Origin of the sequence: Brevibacillus fluminis, assembly GCF_003710825.1 — a bacterium.
Lineage (GTDB): Bacteria > Bacillota > Bacilli > Brevibacillales > Brevibacillaceae > Brevibacillus_D > Brevibacillus_D fluminis.
In genome coordinates, this window is sequence record NZ_RHHQ01000058.1 from 1 (window position 1) to 497 (window position 497).

Sequence of the window (497 nt, forward strand, 5' to 3'; positions counted from 1 at the left end):
CGGGGTTTTTTTATGTAAATCAAGAGGGGCACAGCTCCGATCTCCTCCTCAGGGCGGAGCGAGATTCAATCCCGGGTTCCTGTCAGAAGCGCTGGTTTTTCACTACGATGAAAAAAGAGAACATCGTTTTGGTTGTGGAAGGAGAAACGTAGGATGGATAGCGAGAAGAAGCATGAGACGGTTGTCCAATTGCGGAACGTCAGCAAGAAAATCGGGCTGAAAACCATTGTGGACAACGTCAGTTTTGATATTCCAAGAGGGACGGTCTTTGGCTTGCTGGGGCCGAATGGGGCGGGGAAGACCTCGCTGATCCGCATGATGGTCGGCCTGACGTCCATCAGCCAAGGGGAAATCACGATAAGGGGAGCGAGTGTGAAGCACGAGTTCGAACGCGCCATCCGGCATGTGGGAGCGATCGTGGAAAACCCGGAAATGTACCGGTTCTTGTCCGGCTACAAAAATTTGCTGCACAGTGCGAACGTGCTGCCCGATGTGGA

General features: G+C 52.9%; 1 protein-coding gene. It reads left to right on the forward strand.

Features of this window, described 5'->3' with window-relative positions:
- Positions 1-153 precede the first annotated feature (153 nt).
- Positions 154-497 (forward strand): ATP-binding cassette domain-containing protein (locus EDM56_RS30850; RefSeq protein ID WP_122921739.1); only part of this gene is annotated, 344 nt, incomplete at its 3' end.